Source organism: Diaphorobacter aerolatus (genome assembly GCF_014489535.1).
GTDB lineage: Bacteria > Pseudomonadota > Gammaproteobacteria > Burkholderiales > Burkholderiaceae_C > Diaphorobacter_A > Diaphorobacter_A aerolatus.
The window spans coordinates 1772406-1789107 of sequence record NZ_CP060783.1; the positions used below are offsets into that span (position 1 = coordinate 1772406).

Consider the following 16702-nt stretch of genomic DNA (forward strand, 5'->3'; position numbering starts at 1 on the left):
TACACTGACCTCATCAAGCCACTTGTGAAGGACTTCCCTCCATGCCGCAGACCACCCGCAGTCCCGTCAGCACACAGCTTCTGATCATCGATCCGCAGAACGATTTCTGCGACCTGCCCGACGACAGGTGTCCGCTCGATGCGCGCACCGGTCAGCGCGTCGCTCCCGCATTGCCCGTGAAGGGAGCGCACGCCGACATGCAGCGCCTGGCACGCTTCATCGGCAAGCACTGCGCGCGGATCGATGGCATCACCGTCACGCTGGACTCACACCAGCGCTACGACGTCGCCCACCCAAGTTTCTGGCAGAGGCGGGATGGATCCGAAGTACCGCCCTTCACGCCGATTCTCGCGAAGGAGGTGCGCGACGGCAGCTATGCTCCGCGCGATCCGCGAGCGCTGCAACGCGTGCTGGCCTACATGGACGCGCTTGAAACCCAGGGCCGCTATGTACTCATGGTCTGGCCCGTGCACTGTGTGATCGGCAGTTGGGGCCACGGCGTGCATGCCGACGTGCTCGCCGCCTGTGATGAATGGCAGGTCACGCAGCGTCAGGCCGTTCGCAACGTCTTCAAGGGCATGAGCCCGTGGACCGAGCACTACAGCGCGATCAAGGCTGAAGTGCCCGACAGGGACGATCCCGAGACCGATGTGAACGAACGCCTGCTGCGCGACCTCGCGAAGGCCGACCGCCTCGTGGTTGGCGGAGAGGCCAGCAGCCACTGCGTGCGCGCGACGGTCGAAGACATCGTTCACTTCCTGCCGAAGCTGTCGCCGGACTGGACGCCGCAGCGCCTCGTGCTGCTGAGCGACTGCATGAGTCCCGTGCAAGGATTCGAGCGCGAGCATGCGGCGTTTCTCGATTCCATGCACACTCGGGGAGTGCAGTTGGCACAATCGTCCGAGCTGCCCTTCTGACTTTTTCATCGGCGTTCAATCAGCAAACACACCATGCGAAGCCTAGACAAGCCCGTCATCTCCAGCCTGCTGGACACCGACCTCTACAAGTTCACCATGTGGCAGGCGCTGCTGCACCGCCACCCGCAGACCCAGGCCGAGTACCGCTTCGTGTGTCGCAATCGCCCGGGTTATCCGCTCACCGAATTGCTCGATGAGGTGAACGCCGAACTCGATGCACTGTGCAGCCTGCGCTTCACCAAGGACGAGCTTGACTACGTCGGCTCGCTGCGGTTCATGAAGAGCGACTTCATCGACTTTCTGCGCATCTTCCAGTTCCAGCGCAATTTCATCCACGCGTGGGCGCAGGGCGAGACGCTCAACATCGTCGCCACCGGGCCTCAGGTGCATGTGATGGCGTTCGAGATCTTCGTGCTCGCCATCGTCAACGAGTTGTATTTCCGCCGTTTCGACAAGGAGGCTGCGCTCGCCGAGGGCCGCACGCGACTCGCCGCGAAGATCACCCATGTCCAGGCTCTTGCCCGCGAGGCCAAGCCGCTGCGCCATCCGTTCGAGCTGTTCGATTTCGGTGTGCGCCGCCGCTTCAGTGGCGAGTGGCAGCGCGAGGTGGTTACCGCCTTCGCGGAGCAGACCCCGCAATGGTTCAAGGGTACGAGCAACGTGCTGCTCGCGCGCGACCTGAATCTCGTGCCCATCGGCACCATGGCCCACGAATATCTGCAGACCTATCAGGCGCTCGGCGTGCGCCTGCGCGACTTCCAGAAATACGCGCTCGAGGACTGGGTGCAGGAGTATCGCGGCGACCTCGGCATCGCGCTCACCGACACCGTCGGCATGGATGCATTTCTTGCCGACTTCGATCTGTACTTTGCCAAGCTCTTCGACGGCCTGCGCCACGATTCGGGCGATCCGTATGCGTGGGGCGAGAAGGCGCTTGCGCACTACCGCCGTCTGCGCATCGACGCGAACACCAAGCGCTTCGTGTTCTCCGACGGCCTGAACGTGGACAGCGCGCTCGCGCTTTATCAGCACTTCGGAGATCGCGTGCAGCTTGGCTTCGGCATCGGCACGCAGCTCACCAACGACATGGGACTTGAGCAGCTCAACATCGTCATGAAGATCGTGTATGCCAACGGCCAGCCCGTGGCCAAGCTCTCCGACAGTCCCGGCAAGACCATGTGCGATGACGAAACCTTCCTCGCCTATCTGCGGCAGGTGTTCAACGTCGCCGAATCTCAACCCCAAGGCATGGAGAAATAAAGCATGCTCCGCATCACCCTCGCGCAGTTGAATTTCACTGTCGGCGACATCGAAGGCAACGCCGAGCGCATGATCGCCGCAGCGCACAAGGCGGCGCTCGACAACGCGCACATGATCGTGTTCTCCGAGCTTGCGCTGTGCGCCTACTACCCCGGCGACATGCTGGACGACAAGCACTTTCTCACGCGCATCGAAGAAGGCCTGGGCACGCTCAAGCGCGCGTCCGCCACGCTGCCCGATCTGTACTGGGTGATCGGCACGCCAACGCCGCGCAAAGGCCCCGGCAAGCATCTGCACAACAGCCTGATCGTGCTGCACAACGGCGAAGTGCGCCTGCAGTACGACAAGCAACTGCTGCCGACCTACAACATCTTCGACGAACGCCGCCACTTCGAACCCGGGCCCGACGTCGCCAAGGTGCTGCGCATCGGCCAGACCCAGGTGGGTTTTTTGATCTGCGAAGACAGCTGGAACGACGAGGGCGGCGACTACACCACCAACCCGTTCATGCGCATGGCCGACGCCGCACCCGAGATCGTGGTGAGCATCAACGCCAGCCCGAGCAACGTCGGCAAGCGCGAGCAGCGCCACCAGGTATTCAGCGACGCGGCGCGACGCCACAATCTCACCGTCCTGTACGTGAACCAGATCGGGGGCCACGACCAGATCGTCTATGACGGCGCGTCGTTTGCCGTCGAGCCCGAACGCGGCGTGGTTTTCGAGGCCGACCGGTTCGTGGAAGACCTGCGCACGCTGCAGCTTGGCGACGATGGGCACTTCAGTCTGCGCAATGGCGAGGCGCTGTCGTCCGTGCCCAAGGAGGGCCTGCCCACGATGAGCTTCTATCGCGAGCAGATCCTGCTCGGGCTGCGCGACTATGCGCGGCGCTGCGGCTTCAGCAAAGTAGTGGTGGGCAGTTCGGGCGGCATCGACAGCGCGCTCACGCTCGCGCTCGCGGCGCAGGCGCTGGGCCCGAGAATGTGATTGCGGTGACCATGCCGTCGCACTTCTCGAGCAGCGGCTCGGTCGAAGACTCCAAGGCGCTGTGCAATAACCTGGGCATCAAGCTGTTCACGCATCCCATCGCCGATCTCGTGCACCAGTATGCGCGCCAGTTTCTCGACGCGTTCTCGCAGCCGCTCGCGGGTCTGCCGCTCGAAAACCTGCAGGCGCGCATACGCGGCACGATTCTGATGGAGTACTCCAACGCGTTCGGCAACCTGTTGCTCACGACGGGCAACAAGTCGGAACTCTCGGTCGGCTACTGCACGCTGTATGGAGACACCAACGGCGGACTCGGGCTGATCGGCGACCTCTACAAAACCGAGGTGTTCGCGCTGTCCCAGCACATCAACGAACACGCCGGCCGCGAATTGATTCCGCAGGCCATCATCGTCAAGGAGCCGTCCGCCGAACTCGCACCCGACCAGCGCGATGCCGACAGCCTGCCGCCCTATCCCGTGCTCGATGAAATCCTCAAGCTCCTGATCGAAGGCGAAGGTCTGTCCGTCGGTGAATACGACAGCGCGCGCCGGTTCACGCAACGCCTGCAAGCCAGCGAGAAGGGGCGCGAGCTGATCCAGCGTGTGCGCCTGATGGTGGCGCGCAGCGAATACAAGCGGCGACAGGCGCCACCGATCATCCGCGTGCGCGCCAAGGCATTCGGCTCCGGCCGGCAGATGCCGATTGCGGCGCGATACGTTTGAGCAGCGAATACCGTCCATAGCGCGTTCACAGATTCCAACCGGCGGACCGACGCCGATCATTTTTCAGTCCATGTACGACACCGCCATCCTCATCGGCCGCTTCGAGCCGGTACACACCGGGCACCTCGCGCTGCTCAGCCACGCGCTTGAAAAGGCCGACAGGGTCATCATCATCGTCGGCTCGGCGTTCCAAGCACGCTCACCCAAGAACCCGTTCACCTGGAGCGAGCGCGCGCAAATGCTGCTCGGCAGCCTGAGCGACGCCGACCGCACGCGCGTCGACGTCGTGCCCGTGCGTGACTACTACGACGAAGCGCGCTGGGTGCGCGCCGTGCAGCAGGCCGTCGGCGAGCGCTCCAGGCCCGGTGCGCGCATCGGGCTGGTCGGCCACTTCAAGGACGCGAGCAGCAGCTATCTCAGCTCGTTCCCGGGCTGGGAACTGATTCCTATGGCACGCCAGGGCGACATCGACGCGACCATGATCCGCAACGCCTACTTCGGAGCCACGGCGCGAACGATCCCCATTGCGCTCTCGCCCTTTCACGACGTACTGCCCAAATCGACCCGCACGCTGCTGGAGCGATTTGCCACGCAGCCAGAATTTGGCGAGCTGCAAAACGAATGGCGCATGCTGCGCGGCTACCGCGAGGCCTGGGCAAACGCGCCCTACCCACCGGTGTTCGTGACGGTGGACGCACTGCTGCGCTGCCAAAACCGGATCCTGCTGATCCGCCGCGCCCAACCTCCCGGGCGCGGCCTGCTCGCCCTGCCCGGCGGCTTCATCGAACCACGCGAAACCATCTGGCAATCGTGCCTGCGCGAGCTGGTGGAGGAAACCCATTGCGATGTTCCAGCGGCGCTGCTTGAAAAAGCACTCAGGGAAGTCCGCGTATTCGACCACCCCGACCGCAGCCTGCGCGGGCGCACGATCACGCATGTGCACTATTTCGATCTGGAAGATGCGTCGCTGCCAAACGTGCGGGCCGACGACGATGCAGCGCAGGTGCTGTGGATGCCGGTCGAGTCGATACCGTCGAATGAAGCGTCATTCTTCGAGGACCATTTTCAGATCCTGAACCATTTTTTAAGCTCGGACATCGAGACGAAGTAGCGATTGCAGGCCGCTATGATGGGCGGCCCTCATGAACGTAGTCCATAGAACATCACAGCAATGAAGCTGTTCTTTCCTCGCCCGGTCTGGATGCGGGCGTTGTTGATCGCGCTGATCTTTACCAGTTGCGCCATCGGCGTGCGCTTGTTCTGGGGTTATCCACGTTGCCAGAACGACGAATTGAATTGGGTGCAGATCGCTCGCGGACTGGATGACGGCGTGGACTGGCCGGTGTCCGGCCCATCCTTCATGTACGTGGTGCGCGAACTCCGGGTGCTCACCGAGATGCGCTACACCGAACTGATTTCCAGCCTCGGTGTCTTCAGCGTCTTCGTGGGCACGCTTCTGATCATTCTGGGATATTCGCGGCTTCGCATCACGCGTCCCGGCATCACGCTCGTGGCGCTGGCGATGTCGAGCTATTTCTGGGTGCCGCTGCTGGAGGCCAGGCCACAGCAATGGGGACAGATTCAGGTCTTCATCGGAGCCATTGCCGCATGGCTTTGGCTGCATCGGCGCGGCGGCTGGATTTTTTTCCCGGTGCTGGTGCTGGCCTCGGTCTCGCACATCCTGAGTCACGCGATCCTGGTATTTCTCTGCGCCGCACTCGCACTCGCCGACTACTTTGAGAATCGACCGCTGACCCGGCGGCACGCAATCATCATCGCCGTCGCTTTCGCGAGTCTCGTGGTCTACGTGCTTCCCGCCGGGCCATATCAGACCATGCTGCGGGATATCGAACAAAACCACCTGCGTCGCCTGCTGGGCACGGCACCCTACCTGGGCGCCGCAGCGCTGGCCGTGGTCTTTGCCATCATGGCGCTGAAACCCGCACTGCATTGGCGCACCGATTGGTCGCGCAACACGGTGGAATATGCGCTGACACACCAACGCCTGATTTGTTCCCTGGTGTTCGCCGCTTTCTTCATCGCCATGGCCACGCAGGCCGCCGTCCTGCCACCCGCGTCGTGGCTGCCTTATGGCGGATCGGTCTGGACATTCGTGATTTTCCAGACCGGCAATCTGGCCTTTGCGCTGCTGTTCATTTGCGGATTGTTCACGTTTCTGCGCGCCATCTCCGAACACGCGGTCGATGCATCGCTGGCCCGCATGCTCATCTGGTCGCTGCTCGCGTTTGCCGTTCTGGGATTGATCACCCTGGTCGCATCGTTCTGGATGCACGACACCAACTGGGTGCTGCGCCTCATCAACTACAGCATCCTGTTCGCGGCACCGATTGCCGCCATGGGTTTGGAAGCATCGGTTTGCTGAAGAGACACCCACTGCTCTTCGTGCTGGTGATTCCGCTGTTTGTTGTAAGCATCTGTCAGGCCGTGCGCCCCGACGGTTATCTCGGCTGTTGAGCAAATTCCCGATGGCCTATCGGCTCGATTACAGACCGATACAAGCCTTCGATATCCCTCCCGTGGTTTGATAGACTCGCTGACCGCCGTTCTCCGTCCATCATTTCCACTCCCAATGGCAAAAATCTCCAAGACTTCCGTCATTTTTGCAATCCTGTTGATTGCTGCCATTTTGTGCGTCTATGTTCCCGGCCTGAACAACCAGCTGATCTTCGACGATCTGCGACTCGCGGAGGGCGAGTTCTTTGGGCGATACGGCAGCCTGCTGCAGTTCAAGCAGCGCATGCTGTCCTATGGCAGTTTCGTCTGGGTGCAAAAGCTGTTCGGCGATGGCTGGTGGAAGCAGCATCTGTTCAACGTGTTCCTGCACGTGTTGACGGTGGGCGCACTCTACGCACTGTTCAAATCGCTGCTGCAACGCACGCAATTCCCGCATGACATCGAAAGCCAGGAGCATTTCCAGGCCTCGCGCATGGCGGCGCTGCGCGTCGGCCTGATCGTCTTCGCACTCAATCCGGTCGCGGTCTACGTGGTCGGTTATCTGATCCAGCGTTCGATCCTCATGGCCACGCTGTTTGCGGTGCTCGCTTGCTTTGCCTATGTGCGTGGCCTAGAAACCGGCCGCATCGGCTGGTTCGTCGGCGGCGCGTTGGCCTATGTGGCCGCCGCGCTCTCGAAGGAGCAGGCCGCGCTGACCGTCGCCATGGCCGTGCCGCTGTACATCTACGTGCGCCGCCCTCGTGGAAAAAAATTCTCGTCGTCTCGGGCGCGACCGCTGTCGTACTCGTGCTCGCCGTCGGCGCCGTGCTGAGCATCTACGGCAACCTGATCGGCAACCTGATCGACAACCAGTCGGTTGCCTACGTGAAGCAACTCGAAGTCATCAGCCCCGGAATCGCGAGCAAGGTCTACGGACTCAGCATCCTGAATCAGGCCGCGCTGTTCTTCGTCTACGGCTTTCTATGGGTGATTCCGTACGTTGGCGCGATGTCGATCGACATGCGCCCGGCCTTCCCGTGTCCTACGGCTCGGCACTGCATTTGGTCGGCGCGATGGCCTATGTCGCGCTGCTCGTCGCCTCGATCTGGGCAGTGCTGCGCAAGGACGGCGTGCTGCGTTTTGCGGCGCTGTGCCTGCTGTTCCCGCTGCTCTGGTTCTTCACCGAATTCGCGGTCGTCTGGGTGCAGGATCCTCTGGTGCTCTATCGCAGCTACCTGTGGGCAGTCGGTATTCCCGGCCTGGTCGCCATCGTGCTCACCGGCTTCAAGCCGCGCACCATCTATATCGTCGGAGTGTTTCTGGCGCTGATCTTCGGCGCACTGGCCGTCGAGCGCGTGCTGTCGATGCGTGACGCCGAAACCGTCTGGGAAGACGCCGCGAGCAAGGTCGATCTGAAAGCCCCGCCAACGCACTCGGCCGCTATCGCCCTTACCTGAACCTCGGCACCGAGCGCATGGAACGCGGCCGCTACGTGCAGGCCGAGCGTGATTTCATCACCGCCGATTCGCTCAACGACCTGAACGGCAATGCGCGCTTCAGCATCGGCGTCTCGCAGCTTCAGCAGAAGAAATACCCGGACGCCGTGCGTTCGTTCAAGGCGGCAGAAGACAAGGGCTATGCGGGCCAGACGCTCTGGTACCAGCGCGGCGAAGCCTACGCGGGCCTTGGTCATCCCAAGGAAGCATTCGACGCCTTCACCGCCGCCCTGCAGGCCGGTGGCCCGGACGTCAACGACAGCGAGGGCGCAAGGCAGCTCACCGAGCAAACCCACCTGCGCCGCGCCGAGATGGGCATGACCACCCAGAAGTACGACGAGGCCGTGAAGGACTACGAGGCGGCGCTGAAGACGTCCCCCAACAGCTCGCGCGCGGCGGTCGGCCTCGCGATGGCCCTCACCGGCAAGGGCGAAGCGCCCAAGGCCAAGGAACAGATGGACGCCCTGATCGCCCGTACTCCGAGCGGTCCGGCCTTCTACGCGCGCGCCATGTCGCAATACGCGATGAAGAACACCGCCGCCGCGCTCAAGGATCTCGACGAAGCCACAAAGGCCGACCCCGGGAACGCCCAGCGCTACGCCATGGCTAAGGCCCAGTTGAGCAGCGAAACTCCCGCCACCCCCACCAAGCCCTGACTCGCGCACGCATCGATTCGACAGACACCACCATGGCACTGCGCGTTCTTCACATCGGCAAGTTCTACCCACCGTACCGCGGCGGCATGGAGGTATTTCTCGCCGATCTGCTCACCGAACAACGCAAGCAGGGCATCGACGCACATGCGCTGGTCCATGGCGATCCCGAGCCGGATGATCCGCCTTGGGTGCAGCGGGTGCCGGTGCAGTTCAGCTTGGTCTATGCGCCCATGGCCGCTGGCTTTCGCGGTGCCATGGCCAGGGCCATCGAGAGAATCCGCCCGGATGTATTGCACCTGCACCTGCCGAACAATTCGGCGTTGTGGGCTTTGACACTGCCTGGCGCACGCACCATTCCATGGGTCATCCATTGGCAGTCCGATATCGTCTTCTCCGATATCAAATGGTCGGTAGCGCTGGCCTATATGGTCTACAAGCCCTTTGAGCAGGCCCTGCTGGAGCGCAGCGCGCAGATCATCGCCACGTCACCCGCGTATCTCGAAGCCAGCAAGGCACTGCGTAGCTGGCATGACAAGACCAACATCATTCCACTGGGAATCAACGTCGAGGCCACTCCCGCCCCGGTCGAATTGCCGCCCGAACTGCAATGGCGGCCTGAAACGCAACTCAAGCTGCTGTCGATTGGGCGACTCACGTATTACAAGGGTTTCGAAACGCTGATCGAGGCGGTCAACTCCATGCCGGGCGTCGAACTCCTGATCGTTGGCGAAGGTGAGTTGCGCCCGGACCTCGAGGCCGTGATCAACGAGACAAAACGTCCAGGCCAGCCCCCCGCGCCCGTCTGCTGGGCGAATTGGATGACGCGCAAAAACACACGCTCCTTGCGCAGTGCGACGTGTTTTGCCTGGCCTCGCGCGAGCGTACCGAAGCCTTTGGTATTGTGGTGCTGGAAGCCATGATGCATGGTCGTCCCTGCGTCGTGACCGATCTTCCCGGCTCCGGCATGCCCTGGATTGTTGCGCAGGCGCGCAGCGGTTTGCGCGTGCCCTATGAGGACGTGCACGCATGGCGCAGCTACATCGCGCGCATGCAGCACGACCCCGAGCTGCGCAGGAGGACCGGCGAGGCCGGCATACAGGCCATCAGGCGCATGTTCAGCATCGGCCCCTGCGAGCGCGAGATCAATCGATATTACCGTGGACTCGCCCCGGAATCCGCACCATCCGCCGCCCACAGCGGTCTGATGGTGGTGGTCAGCGCACGCAATCAGGAAGACCACATCGCCCATATCATCCGGCGCGCCATGCAATTGGCACCCGGTGCCAAGGTTGTGGTGGTGGACAATCGCAGCACCGATGCAACCGGCCATCTCGCAGAAGTGAACAACGCCGTGGTGCTGCGTCCCCTGCTGGCAATGACGACTTGGGGCACCCTCCAGACCGGCTTGCGCTATGCGAAGGCACATGGATACGAAACGGTGGTCACCATCGATGCCGACAGCTACTACGAGGTGGAAGAGTTACCTGCGCTGCTGCAGGCGGTAAAGCTCAATCCAACGGCCGATCTCTCGGTAGCGTTCTTCGCTTCTCAACACAGTGTCGTGCGCCGCATGGCCTGGCAGTGGTACCGTCTGCTCACCGGATTCGATCTTCAGGATTTCGTATCTGGCTTTCGCGTGTATCGCCGCAAGGCCATCGATGTTGCGATTTCTTCGGAAGCAACTTTGCTCGACTACCAGGACGTCGGTGCGTTCCTGCTCATGCGGAGTTACGGCCTCAGAATCAGCGAAGTACCGCTGCAGATGCATACGGCCAAGCAAGACAGTTCCGGCATCTTCCGGTCGTGGGCGAAGGCGATTCGCTATTTCGCGATTTCGACATTGATGGCGCTTGCACACGGGCGCAAGCGCGCCGCAACGACTATTCAATAGCCGGGCAACCCGTCCCGCGTCAAACTCGAGTAGATATCGCTGGTGCTTCTCGCGCATTGCATCCACGTGAATGCACGTGATCGTTCTACCCCGGCCACGGACGCGAGCGAGCGCCACTGGTCATTCTGTAGCGCATCCAGAAGCGCCACCGAAATTGCTCGCTCATCTTCCGGTTCCACCTTCCATCCCACATCCCCAACGACTTCGGGCAGCGAAGACGTATTCGACGCGAGCACCGGCGTTCCCGATGCCATGGCCTCGAGTGGCGGCAATCCAAAGCCCTCATACAAAGAAGGAAAGCAAAAAAGCCGCGCACCGGAGTACAAAAACGGCAGGTCTTCCTGGGGTATGAAATCCAGATATCTGAGCCATCCGGCGCTCGCCCCACGTGTCATCAACTCATGTATCTCCTGCGCCTGCCAACCACGCGATCCAGCCAGCACCAGGGGAACATGCATTCGCAGCGATTCCGGCAGTTCAGCGTAGGCGCGAATCAACCGCGCGAGATTCTTGCGCGGCTCGATCGTTCCCACATAGAGTGAATAGGCTCCGTGCACCAACCCATGACGCTGCAAGACCGGTTGCGTCTCGGTGGAACTGCGTGGATGAAAGGATGCATCAACCCCTAAAGGCACCGTGCGTATACGGTCTTCGGGCCACCCAAAATGCTCGATCACCTCTCGCCGCACCGACTCCGCGTCGGTAATCAGAAAGTCCGCGCGAGCCACCGACTTGGGTAGATCCCGCTTCAACAGCTCCACGCGCGCCGCTGGATGGAACTGCGGACAAACAATATGCGAAAGGTCGTGGATCGTTGCGACCGATTTACCAGGAAACGGCGGCAGGAAGTAGTTGGGGGAATGAAACAGCGTATGCCGCTCCTGCTTCATACGCCATTGTGACCATATCGGCATGAGCGCGGAGTACGCGCGTACCGCCAATTTGTTACCTGCAAGCACGCGCCGCAATGTCGGCTTATTGAGTTCCTGCGTGCTGACCGTCTTGGCTCTTGCCTGTACCGCATCACCAGTGACCCATTGGCCCAGCGAATAGAAACGCAAGGATTCCACGGCTTCACACTGAGGCAGCAACGTCGCAAGTTCATACGCGTAGCGCCCGATGCCAGTCAACGGGGCATGAATTGCATCCGCACCAAGAATCACATGGGCCACGTCATGCTGCCTCGGTTCCGGTTGACAGCATCCACTCCAGCGTTTCGTACAACGGCCTCGGCGACCATGAGCCCACCAGCGTGTTCAACTTCGACGCGTCACCGCATAGGCTCTGCACTTCATTCGCGCGCACAAACGCCGGATTGGTAACCGCATTCATCGAGTGACCAGTTATCTTTTCCGCCATCGCGAGCACTTCGCGCAGGGATACCAACCGGCCAGAGCACACATTGACGACTTCGCCTTTCGCAAGATCGGACTCGAGCAACCGACGGTACGCCGAAACCACATCCCGCACATCGGAGAAATCGCGTGAGACGTCCATGTTTCCAAGCTCGATGAGATTCGCCTTGCGTTGGAAGTGACTTACGATTTTCGGAAGCAAAAAACTCCCGGATTGTCCAACTCCGGTGTAGTTGAACGGGCGAGCCAGCGTGATCGGTAGCTTGTCATACCAAAGCCGCGCCATGTATTCCATGGACAGCTTGCTCACGGCGTAGTCGTTCGCCGGATTGGGCACCGTAGTCTCGTCAAGCGCACCGCCAGTGGTATTCCCGTAAATGTTCGCGCTGCTCGCGAGCAAGACTCGCTCCGGCGCACGGGCAAGCCCTGCCAACGCGGCCAAGAGATTGCGTGTTCCCACCAAATTCACATCGTAAAAAGCCTTGGCATCACTATGAGCGACAAATGCAATCGCCGCGAGATGCACGACCGCTTGGGGTTGCACCTCGCCAACCCAATCGTTCAATGCAGAGATATCAAGCAAATCCACAGCGCGACAGCGCGGTTGGTGATTCTCGGCCTGCGAACCCAGTCCCCAGATTTCCCAACCGTGCCGCTCCAATTCACGCGTCAGGTAGTGACCCGTAAAACCATTGATACCAGTAATCAGCGCGCGCTTCACTTCACTGCGCCTCAGAACGAAAATCCGCGCTCATTACGGCGAATATCGGCCTCCACCATCATCTGGCACAACTGCTCCAGCGTGGTCGTGGGCTTCCACCCAAGTTCGCGATGGGCTTTCTCGGGATTGCCAATCAACAATTCGACTTCCGCTGGACGATAGAACTTGGGATTAACTCGCACCAAGGTCTTGCCAGACTCAACGTCAATTCCGACCTCGGATTCAGCCGCGCCCTGCCATTTCAGATCGAATCCTGCAGCCTTCGCAGCCATCGATACAAAGTCACGAACCGTCTCGGTACGGTTGGTAGCCAACACGTAGGTATCCGGCTTCTCGGCCTGCAAAATGCGCCACATGCCTTCCACATAGTCCTTGGCGTAACCCCAATCGCGCTTCGCATCCATGTTGCCAAGCTCCAGCACTTCCAATTTTCCGAGCTTGATCTTGGCAAGGCTGTCGGTGATCTTGCGCGTCACAAACTCGCGACCGCGCAACGGACTCTCGTGATTGAACAAGATGCCACTCGAACCAAAAATGCCATAACTCTCACGATAGTTCACCGTCATCCAGTGGGCATAGAGCTTGGCCACACCATAAGGGCTGCGCGGGTAAAACGGCGTAGATTCCCTTTGAGGAATCTCCTGCACTTTGCCAAACATCTCGGATGTGCTGGCTTGATAGAAGCGAATCTTTGGATTGACGATGCGGATGGCTTCAAGCAAATTGACCGCACCAAGTCCGGTGATCTCAGCGGTCGTCACCGGCTGCTCGAAGGACACGCCGACAAAGCTCTGCGCGGCAAGATTGTAGACCTCACTGGCTTCGGTTGTCTGCAGCAAACGAATGCTCGCGGAGAGATCAGTCAGGTCGTATTCCACCAAATGAAGATTGGGGTGACTCTGGATACCCAATTCATCGATTCGCCAGAAATTGACAGAGCTGGTGCGACGGTAGGTGCCGAATACGGTGTAACCTTTCCCAAGAAGCAATTCGGCGAGATAAGCGCCATCCTGGCCTGTTATACCGGTAATGATAGCTGTCGTCATAATTTTAAAGTAGCTAGTTAAAGATTAAAATGATCATGACCACTGCATATTCCGGGCCAGATCGTAGTCATATATCAAAATTATATAACCATTAGAAGATAAGGTCCGCTGCGGGCGTCCAAATTGGTTTTCGATCACTTGTGCCAAAGTAGTCTCTTCAGCATTGGTCAAAAGTAAAAAGGATTGAACCGATTCGTCCTTGTACCAGTCGCGGCTTACCATTACCGGATAAGGATGAAGCGCATCGACCGCCACGTTAAGCGGGCGGACCTTGACAGTCTCGGATGTCAGGACAGTGAGCGAAGACGCGTTCCAGTAAGTTGAATATCCTTTTGCAATATTCAAGGCTTGAATATCCCGGGCGACGCGTATTAAATTTGTTTCCGCTCTATAGTTAGCCGATTGCACTTGATATCGTATATGTGAAAGCCAGCAGATTGAGACCAACACCATTACAGTAACGACAATATGATAGCTGCATTTTACAGAAATCCAGTTCTGAATGCAAATGGCCGAAACAAAAAATAGAATGGTTATAGGGGTCGTGAAATAACGAGTCGTCCACTCATTGACCGCGAGCGGAACAAAAAATACATATAACACAAGAACTGGTACAAACGCTGCCAAAAATGCAGCAGCCATTGCTCGGTAAAAATCAAAATGCCCGGTATCCCGACTACCAGCACAAAGCCACCACACAATCGCTGCCGCAGAAAATAAGACAACAAAGGCTGCGCACATGGCTAGATAAAACCCAGATAAAACTGTGCCACCAAAGGCGAGAGCATCCACACCAAGATAGTTCATCCAGCCGTTGAGAAGAATTGCCAAATTCGAAAATATTTGATTCGGACCCGCCAATTGCAAAGCGGAGGCATGATCCACGGTATCCCACCATCCCAATCTTCTTGAAATATAGTAGATCGCTGCCGCAATTAACCAACCAGAAGTTATGGGACAAATACGCCAAACAATTGGCTTCAAACTCACAACAGAAATTCGTTCTGGAAAATGAAACACCGAAACAAAAGCCAGCGCTGGCAAGACATACATAAGCATCGCGCGCCCGGGGTTGCTCAAACTAACGCACGCCGACATGAGCGCAACCAGAATTTGCGCACCGAAACCAGGTCGCGAAAAACGATGGTTTGCAAAAACAGAAATCGTGAGAAAAAAAGCAGTAATCCACCAAAAATATGTTGTCTGCAAGAGCACCATCTGTGTGTACTTAAAAGACACCCCACTGGCAAAAATCGCCATCGGTAAAAAATATGACTGACGCGCGTAGGTTCGTAATGCGTAGTGAATTGAAAATAAAAAAACAGCTGTCAATAATATACTGACAAAGGCATGCATTTCAAAATTATTTGGAAAGAAATTCAGCAATGCCGCAATAATCAATGTTCCAGATGGCAACATCAAATCGCCATTTGCGGTAATCCAGTTTCGAGGGAAGACGCTACCATGCTGATAGATCTCACGCCCCAACATATTAAGAACAGCTTCGTCGGATGTGAAGTTTTGCGTAGACTCGATCGCCAAATATTTCAGAAACAAAACCGCCAGAAATAACAGGCAACTGAAACCAAAGTATTTGAATGCCAACGGTAAAAATTCACTAGGTAAGGACTTGGAACTCATTTGTATATTAATCGCTCTTTAATGCCAAATAGTACTGAGCCCCAAGAGGGAGCCAGCCGATAAACCGCTCGAGCGGCGCCAGTACTTTGAGCGGACCTGGGAAAAATAGCGTATATTTTGAAGCTCGCTTATTAAATCCAGCTGCCTTCGCGAGTTTCAAAAAATTTGCTTGCCCAATCATTACGGCATCTTGATCAAATATACAGCGCCTGAAAACCATCCGGGTCAGTGGATTGACAGGATTATGTTCGAATATCACAAGGCAGCCGTCAGGATTCAACTGATCCTTAAGCCGACCCAACCATAAAATATGATCTTGCGGATCAATGTGGTGAAATACATTCGATGTAAAAATCAAATCATATTTACGATTTGCTATCTCATTCCACTCCGCACTAAAACTTGCTTGAGGAAGTCTTTCGCGAGCAATAGCTAACGACTCTTCTGAAACATCAAATCCAAAAATTTGAGACCCTGCGAAATCACGTACCAAATATTGCGAGCACTGCCCGACGCCGCAACCAAAATCGAGAATGCATTTTGGTTTGTTCCCTGCCAGCTGTCTCGCCAACTTTACCTTATAGGTGGAGAAATACTCGATTGTTCTCAATCCTGCGGGAATGGAGTTTTTTAAATCCTCTGAATAAGAATCGGCATATTTATCAAATTCCATTTGAGATCTCCTTTTCAGACTTCTGAAAACCTGCAATCTCCCGAATTACATACTGGGGTTTTTTGTTGGAATTAAGATAGAGTCGGCCGATATATTCTCCAATCAAACCCAGAAAAAGCATTTGCACCCCAGATACCGCCAAAATTATAGCCACAATCGACGTCCAGCCTGGCTGCACATTCGGATTCACTATTTTTTCAAAAACCACGTAAACGACCAATAAGAAACTAATAACACCAAATGCGACACCTACAAATATCGCAAGCCGCAACGGTGCGACAGAAAATCCGGTCGCCATTTTCATAAGCAGGGAAACAGATCGCGCCAGGTTATAATTACCTTTACCCGAATAGCGCTCATGATGGACGGCATCAATCACCTGAATACGATTGGTGCTACGTAAAATCAGCCCATCAATATATGGATAAGGGCCTTCATACTGGGCAATAGCATCGCGAATATGTTTGCGAAATGCCTTGAAAGAAGACAAATATAGATCTTTTGGCTTGCTGACCAAATAGCTAGCCAACAAATTATTAAAATTGCTCCCTACTATTTTCCAACCTTCATGTTGACGTTTCTCAAAACGTACAAAACATACATCAGCTTTTTCAAGCGATTGAATCAATTTCCCAATATACGCCGGTGAATGCTGTAAATCGTCATCCATCAAAACCACAAAATCTCCGGTAGCAACACGCAACCCGGCCATTATTGCGTTGTGTTGACCAAAATTCTTTGCAAGATTCAACGCTTTCAAATTGTCATGCTGAAACGTCAATGCTCTCAGGGTTTCCCAACTCTTGTCTGGACTTGCATCGTTTAACAAAATCAATTCTGAATCGTTCCTCAAACCGAGTTTTTCGAGTTCCGAATTCAACTGACG

General features: G+C 57.4%; 15 protein-coding genes and 1 pseudogene. 10 read left to right on the top strand and 6 right to left on the bottom strand.

Translation table 11 applies throughout. The annotated features are described in order from the left end of the window. Positions 1 to 41 precede the first annotated feature (41 nt). From H9K75_RS08235 to H9K75_RS25090, 10 genes and pseudogenes are all read left to right on the top strand, one after another. Complete coding sequence (locus H9K75_RS08235; RefSeq protein ID WP_187725402.1) at positions 42 to 917, top strand: cysteine hydrolase family protein; 876 nt, start codon at positions 42 to 44, stop codon at positions 915 to 917. A 33-nt stretch (positions 918 to 950) separates the two neighbouring features. Further along, positions 951 to 2177: a nicotinate phosphoribosyltransferase gene (pncB, locus tag H9K75_RS08240; protein WP_187725403.1), complete on the top strand. Its 1227-nt coding sequence runs from the start codon at positions 951 to 953 to the stop codon at positions 2175 to 2177. A gap of 3 nt (positions 2178 to 2180) precedes the next feature. After that, a pseudogene (locus tag H9K75_RS08245) lies at positions 2181 to 3883 on the top strand (NAD+ synthase). 70 nt (positions 3884 to 3953) lie between these two features. Beyond that, positions 3954 to 4994 carry a bifunctional nicotinamide-nucleotide adenylyltransferase/Nudix hydroxylase gene (locus H9K75_RS08250; protein WP_187725404.1) on the top strand — a complete coding sequence of 347 codons (1041 nt, stop codon included), beginning with the start codon at positions 3954 to 3956 and terminating at the stop codon, positions 4992 to 4994. Positions 4995 to 5054: 60 nt separating this feature from the next. Then, entirely contained in the window at positions 5055 to 6266 is a 1212-nt protein-coding gene (locus tag H9K75_RS08255; protein ID WP_187725405.1) for a hypothetical protein, read from the top strand. 207 nt (positions 6267 to 6473) lie between these two features. After that, entirely contained in the window at positions 6474 to 7169 is a 696-nt protein-coding gene (locus H9K75_RS25070) for a hypothetical protein (protein ID WP_319016893.1), read from the top strand. 151 nt (positions 7170 to 7320) lie between these two features. Next, the gene (locus tag H9K75_RS25075) at positions 7321 to 7794 is read left to right on the top strand and encodes a hypothetical protein (RefSeq protein WP_319016894.1); all 474 of its coding nucleotides are present in this window, start codon (positions 7321 to 7323) and stop codon (positions 7792 to 7794) included. Positions 7795 to 7811: 17 nt separating this feature from the next. Next, positions 7812 to 8489, top strand: coding sequence for a tetratricopeptide repeat protein (locus H9K75_RS25080; protein ID WP_319016895.1), 678 nt, complete (start codon positions 7812 to 7814; stop codon positions 8487 to 8489). A 32-nt stretch (positions 8490 to 8521) separates the two neighbouring features. Continuing rightward, the gene (locus H9K75_RS25085) at positions 8522 to 9409 is read left to right on the top strand and encodes a glycosyltransferase (RefSeq protein WP_319016896.1); all 888 of its coding nucleotides are present in this window, start codon (positions 8522 to 8524) and stop codon (positions 9407 to 9409) included. Continuing rightward, positions 9304 to 10380: a glycosyltransferase gene (locus H9K75_RS25090; RefSeq protein ID WP_319016897.1), complete on the top strand. Its 1077-nt coding sequence runs from the start codon at positions 9304 to 9306 to the stop codon at positions 10378 to 10380. The genes H9K75_RS25085 and H9K75_RS25090 overlap by 106 nt, the downstream gene beginning before the upstream one ends. Here H9K75_RS25090 and H9K75_RS08270 read toward each other — a convergent pair. Genes H9K75_RS08270 through H9K75_RS08295 form a run of 6 tightly spaced genes read right to left on the bottom strand, consistent with a single transcriptional unit; the run spans position 10374 to position 16696 of the window. Further along, complete coding sequence (locus H9K75_RS08270) at positions 10374 to 11552, bottom strand: glycosyltransferase family 4 protein (RefSeq protein WP_187725406.1); 1179 nt, start codon at positions 11550 to 11552, stop codon at positions 10374 to 10376. The genes H9K75_RS25090 and H9K75_RS08270 overlap by 7 nt on opposite strands. A 1-nt stretch (position 11553) precedes the next feature. Next, a complete protein-coding gene (locus H9K75_RS08275) occupies positions 11554 to 12456 on the bottom strand; it encodes an NAD-dependent epimerase/dehydratase family protein (RefSeq protein ID WP_187725407.1) in 903 nt (300 codons plus the stop codon). Positions 12457 to 12467: 11 nt separating this feature from the next. Then, positions 12468 to 13502, bottom strand: coding sequence for a GDP-mannose 4,6-dehydratase (gene gmd / locus H9K75_RS08280; RefSeq protein ID WP_187725408.1), 1035 nt, complete (start codon positions 13500 to 13502; stop codon positions 12468 to 12470). A gap of 33 nt (positions 13503 to 13535) precedes the next feature. Beyond that, positions 13536 to 15143: a hypothetical protein gene (locus tag H9K75_RS08285; protein ID WP_187725409.1), complete on the bottom strand. Its 1608-nt coding sequence runs from the start codon at positions 15141 to 15143 to the stop codon at positions 13536 to 13538. A gap of 7 nt (positions 15144 to 15150) precedes the next feature. After that, positions 15151 to 15816, bottom strand: coding sequence for a class I SAM-dependent methyltransferase (locus tag H9K75_RS08290; protein ID WP_187725410.1), 666 nt, complete (start codon positions 15814 to 15816; stop codon positions 15151 to 15153). After that, complete coding sequence (locus H9K75_RS08295; protein WP_264293990.1) at positions 15806 to 16696, bottom strand: glycosyltransferase; 891 nt, start codon at positions 16694 to 16696, stop codon at positions 15806 to 15808. The genes H9K75_RS08290 and H9K75_RS08295 overlap by 11 nt, the downstream gene beginning before the upstream one ends. Positions 16697 to 16702: the final 6 nt, after the last annotated feature.

Coding starts and splice junctions, on each gene's coding strand:
- H9K75_RS08235 (WP_187725402.1), top strand. CDS start 42: ATGCCGCAGACCACCCGCAGTCCCGTCAGCACACAGCTTCTGATCATC.
- pncB (WP_187725403.1), top strand. CDS start 951: ATGCGAAGCCTAGACAAGCCCGTCATCTCCAGCCTGCTGGACACCGAC.
- H9K75_RS08250 (WP_187725404.1), top strand. CDS start 3,954: ATGTACGACACCGCCATCCTCATCGGCCGCTTCGAGCCGGTACACACC.
- H9K75_RS08255 (WP_187725405.1), top strand. CDS start 5,055: ATGAAGCTGTTCTTTCCTCGCCCGGTCTGGATGCGGGCGTTGTTGATC.
- H9K75_RS25070 (WP_319016893.1), top strand. CDS start 6,474: ATGGCAAAAATCTCCAAGACTTCCGTCATTTTTGCAATCCTGTTGATT.
- H9K75_RS25075 (WP_319016894.1), top strand. CDS start 7,321: ATGGGTGATTCCGTACGTTGGCGCGATGTCGATCGACATGCGCCCGGC.
- H9K75_RS25080 (WP_319016895.1), top strand. CDS start 7,812: ATGGAACGCGGCCGCTACGTGCAGGCCGAGCGTGATTTCATCACCGCC.
- H9K75_RS25085 (WP_319016896.1), top strand. CDS start 8,522: ATGGCACTGCGCGTTCTTCACATCGGCAAGTTCTACCCACCGTACCGC.
- gmd (WP_187725408.1), bottom strand. CDS start 13,502: ATGACGACAGCTATCATTACCGGTATAACAGGCCAGGATGGCGCTTAT.
- H9K75_RS08285 (WP_187725409.1), bottom strand. CDS start 15,143: ATGAGTTCCAAGTCCTTACCTAGTGAATTTTTACCGTTGGCATTCAAA.
- H9K75_RS08290 (WP_187725410.1), bottom strand. CDS start 15,816: ATGGAATTTGATAAATATGCCGATTCTTATTCAGAGGATTTAAAAAAC.